4 protein-coding genes and 1 pseudogene are annotated in these 3,734 nt (G+C 63.0%); 1 reads left to right on the forward strand and 4 read right to left on the reverse strand.

Annotation, left to right across the window (positions count from 1 at the left end):
* Positions 1-507, forward strand: a pseudogene (locus AHiyo1_RS00280) (thiamine pyrophosphate-dependent enzyme); the annotation flags it as partial.
* Between the two features lie 109 nt (positions 508-616).
* On the opposite strand, the gene AHiyo1_RS00285 reads toward AHiyo1_RS00280, so the two are convergent.
* The 4 genes from AHiyo1_RS00285 to AHiyo1_RS00300 all read right to left on the reverse strand — a co-directional run.
* Positions 617-1,393 (reverse strand): amino acid ABC transporter ATP-binding protein, encoded by a 777-nt coding sequence (locus AHiyo1_RS00285; protein ID WP_059387233.1) that lies wholly within the window; start codon positions 1,391-1,393, stop codon positions 617-619.
* Positions 1,390-2,364, reverse strand: a complete 975-nt coding sequence (locus AHiyo1_RS00290; protein WP_059387234.1) for an amino acid ABC transporter permease — start codon at positions 2,362-2,364, stop codon at positions 1,390-1,392. Before AHiyo1_RS00290 ends, AHiyo1_RS00285 begins: the two co-directional genes overlap by 4 nt.
* Before the next feature lie 35 nt (positions 2,365-2,399).
* Complete coding sequence (locus tag AHiyo1_RS00295) at positions 2,400-3,353, reverse strand: ABC transporter substrate-binding protein (protein WP_059387235.1); 954 nt, start codon at positions 3,351-3,353, stop codon at positions 2,400-2,402.
* A gap of 200 nt (positions 3,354-3,553) precedes the next feature.
* Positions 3,554-3,734: chorismate-binding protein (locus AHiyo1_RS00300; protein ID WP_172465451.1), on the reverse strand; the 181-nt coding region annotated here is incomplete at its 5' end.

Below are 3,734 nucleotides of genomic sequence, written 5' to 3' on the forward strand. Positions count from 1 at the left end.
CGAGCCCCTCGCCACGGTGTTCGCGAACCGCGGCCTCGCCGGCATTGACGGAACTATCTCCACGGCTACGGGAATCGCCCTCGGAGCGGGCCGCGAAACCACCCTCCTCCTGGGAGACGTCACCTTCCTGCACGACGCCGGCGCCTCCTCCTCGGAGCCGGCGAACCCGGACCGGACCTGCGCATCGTGGTCCTCAACGACGCCGGCGGGGGCATCTTCGGTCTCCTTGAGCACGGCAAGGTGGAGGACGACGGCGGTTACGGCACCGCCGTCGAGCGCCTCTTCGGCACCCCGCACAGCGTGGACATTTCAGCGCTCGCCGCGGCATACGGCGTCGGGCACACCTTGGTGCGTACGACGGCGGAGCTCGCCGCAGTGCTTGCCTCGCCTTTGAAGGGGCGCAGCATCGTGGAGGTACGCACGGACCGGTCTGGGTTGCGTCCCTTGCACGCGCGCATCAAGGCCGCAGTGGCTGCGGCAGTATCCCAGGTGCTCCTCGGGGCGTAGATGTTCGGCCCTGGCGACGCGCAATCTGGCTGACGACACGGAAATGCCCTGACGCGGCTGGATTTCCAGCCGCGTCAGGGCATTTGAGCGTCGCACGTCGCAGCAGGAACTACAGCACGCGGCTGAGGAATTCCTTGGTGCGGGCGTGTTGGGGGTTGGCGATGATTTCGCGGGGGTCACCGGATTCCACCACCACACCTCCGTCCATGAAGGTCAGGCGGTCGCCGACTTCGCGGGCAAAGCCGATCTCGTGGGTCACCACGATCATGGTCATGCCGGACTTGGCCAGGTCCTTCATTACGTTGAGCACATCGCCCACGAGCTCGGGGTCAAGGGCGGACGTCGGCTCGTCGAAGAGCATCAATTCCGGTTCCATGGCCAGGGCCCGGGCGATCGCGACGCGTTGCTGCTGGCCGCCGGAAAGCTGAGCAGGGTAGTGGTTGGCTCGATCAGCCAGGCCCACCCGGTCCAACAATTCGAGGGCGGCCTTCTTGGCATCACTCTTGGATTTGCCCTTGACCTGCACGGGTGCTTCCATCACGTTGTACAACGCGGTCTTGTGGGGGAACAGGTTGAAGCGCTGGAAGACCATGCCGATTTCCCGGCGTTGCGCGGCGATTTCCTTGACCTTCAGGTCGTGGAGGCGGCCGTTGACTTCGCGGTAGCCGATCAGCTGGTCGCCAACGGAAATGCGGCCGGCGCTGATGGTTTCGAGGAGGTTCACGCAGCGGAGCATCGTGGACTTGCCCGAACCGGACGGGCCGATGACAACGGACACTTCGCCCTGGTTGACCGTCAGGTCGATGCCGCGGAGCACATGGTGTTGGCCGTAGTACTTGTGGAGGCCTTCGATCCGCACCAGCGGTTTCTGGGTGGTGATCGTCATTTTGCGTCCTCCTCGGGGAAGTCCATCTTTAAGGACGGCTCAGCTTCGGCGCTCGGTGCCACTGCGGCAGCGGCCTTGGCGGCTGCCGGGTTGATGACGGCCGGGGCCAGGTTGGTGTCCACGCCCTTGCCGTAGTAGGCCTCGATGTAGTGCTGGCCCACCATGAGGAGGCTGGTGATGACCAAGTACCAGATGGCTGCCACGATCAGCAGCGGCACCGGAAGGTAGATCCGGTTGGCCAGGGCGTTGGTCGCGAAGGTCAGGTCCAGGGTGAACGGGACGGCCAGGACCAGGGAGGTGGTCTTGAGCATGCCGATGGTTTCGTTGCCGGTGGGCGGGACGATGATGCGCATTGCCTGGGGCAGGATGATCCGCCACATGATCTTGCCGTTGCCCATGCCCAGGGCTTCGGCGGCTTCGGTCTGTCCCTTGTCCACTGACTTCAGGCCGGCCCGGAAGATCTCCGCCAGATAGGCGGATTCGTTCAGGCCTAGCCCCAGGATCGCCGCAACAAGAGCCGTAATGACGGTGCTCGTGTCCACGCTGAACAGTTCGGGGCCAAACGGCACCCCTGCGCTGATCTTGGGGTAGAGGACGGCGATCAGGCCCCAGAAGACCAACTGGGTGTAGACCGGGGTGCCGCGGAAGAACCAGACCCAGACCCAGCTCGTGTAGCGCAGGACGGGGTTGTCGGACTGGCGCATCACGGCCAGCAGGATGGCCAGGACAATGGCAATGACCATCGAAGCTACGGTCAGGAGAAGCGTCCAGCCAACACCCTGGACGACTTTCACGTCCAGGATGTAGGTGCCCACAACGTCCCAACGGAAGTTGTGGTTCGTGATCACGCTCTGCACCATAAGTGCTAGTACGCCAACGATGACGATGGCGCTGATCCAGCGGCCAGGGTGCCTGACGGGCACCGCGTCGTTCAGCACGGGCGCGGCGTGGCCTGGTTGATGATGATCCATCTGTGCACCTGATTTGTTATCGGTGGCGGGAATACTCAAGACTTAACCGCCGGGTTGACCTCGGACTTGGTGATGGCGCCTTCGGCGTTGCCCCAGCCAGTGAGGATCTTCTTGTAGGAACCGTCAGACATGAGCTTGGTCAGGGTCTTCTGGATGACATCGGCGAGGGCCGTGTCCGACTTGGCAACGGCGATGCCCTGGGGAGCGGCGTCGTACACATCGCCGAGCTTCTCAAGCTGTCCGTTGGTCTGCGTCAGGGCGTAACCGATGATGGGGGAGTCGGCTGCCATCGCGTCGATGCTGCCGTTGACGAGCCGGGTGGTGACGTCGGTCTGGTTCTTGAGCGTCACGATGTTGATGGGCTGCTTGCCGTCAGCCGCGCACTTCTTGTTGCGGCCGGAGAGGTCCGGGTCTTCCTGGACCGTGCCGGTCTGCACGCCGATGGACTTGCCGCAGACGTCATCCAGGGAGAACTTCTTCGGGTTGCCCTTCTGCACGGCCCACGCGGTGCCGGCGTTGAAGTAGCTGACCATATTAACGGCGCCGAGACGCTCAGGGTTGATGGTGAAGGACGAGATGCCCAGATCGTACTTGGGGCCGAGGGCGGGGAGGATGCCCGTGAATTCGGCGGTCTGCACCTGGACCTTCAAGCCAAGGGTGGCGCCGATCGCCTTGGCGATGTCGACGTCGTAACCAACAGGGGTCTGGCCGTCGGTTCCAAGGAATTCCGCAGGAGCGTAGGTCGTGTCCGAGCCGACGGTCAGCGTGCCCTTGGACTTGATGGCCGCGGGGACCAGCGCAGCGAGGGTGTCGTCCTTGGTGATGGTGCTGGGGTCAAAGCTTGCATTGGCACTGCCGGAAGGCGAGGCGGCGCTCGACGGGCCGGCCTCTGAGGCGTTGGTGCAGGCAGTCAGTGCCAAGGCGCCGATTGCGATGATGGTTGCAGCCTTGAGCGTCGAACTGACCGGGAGCGAACGGAATTTCTGCATTTTCTTACCTTTTTTTGCAGTGGATGCGAAACTAATCGGTTCATAGTGTAGCGCCGAACATGAGATGTGCGTCACAGAAAACTAAGTTTTACTATTGGATAACCTACCAAGTAAAAAATCAAGACCCCCAACGTGGCTATTGTCTCGCACCCCAGACAGTTGGGAGGGTAGGTTTCGAACGGAATCCTCGGGTTTGAGGCTTAGTTGCTGATCCCCAGCGACTCGAGCATCGGCCGGAATTTTGCCCAGGTCTCGGCCAGCTCGGCGTCGGGAACAGAGCCTTCCACGATCCCGCAGCCCGCATAGAGGCGCACGGTGGTAGGACTCTCGATGATCGCGCCGCGCAGTGCGATGCCCCACTCGCCGTTCCCCGCGGCGTCG

This window comes from Arthrobacter sp. Hiyo1 (assembly GCF_001263615.2).
In the GTDB taxonomy this organism is placed as follows: domain Bacteria; phylum Actinomycetota; class Actinomycetes; order Actinomycetales; family Micrococcaceae; genus Arthrobacter.